This is a genomic window from Brevibacterium sp. SIMBA_078 (assembly GCF_046534565.1).
In the GTDB taxonomy this organism is placed as follows: domain Bacteria; phylum Actinomycetota; class Actinomycetes; order Actinomycetales; family Brevibacteriaceae; genus Brevibacterium.
On record NZ_JAWRYQ010000405.1, the window covers coordinates 1 to 253 of the forward strand.

1 protein-coding gene is annotated in these 253 nt (G+C 48.2%); it reads right to left on the reverse strand.

Annotated features, from left to right (window positions below; genetic code table 11):
- On the reverse strand, positions 1–253 hold a 253-nt coding region (locus SB749_RS20205; protein ID WP_410711881.1), incomplete at both ends, for a methyl-accepting chemotaxis protein.

Here is a 253-nt window from a genome sequence, read left to right on the forward strand (position 1 = left end):
CCAGTTGTTTCAGGTTTTCCTCGTCATCCTCCGGGATTGGTTCTAAATCCTCTCTATCGCGATTAAAGGTTGCGCCAACACAGTGATGCTTGCCATCTTCCGGAACTAAATACCCTTTAAAGCATAAAACCGTTTCTAATTGTCTGACTTCGTCAGCAACAACTGCAAAGCCCCGACCCGACTCACCGGCTCTGGCGGCTTCAATAGCAGCATTCAGCGCCAGCAAATTGGTCTGGTCGGCAATGTCATTAAT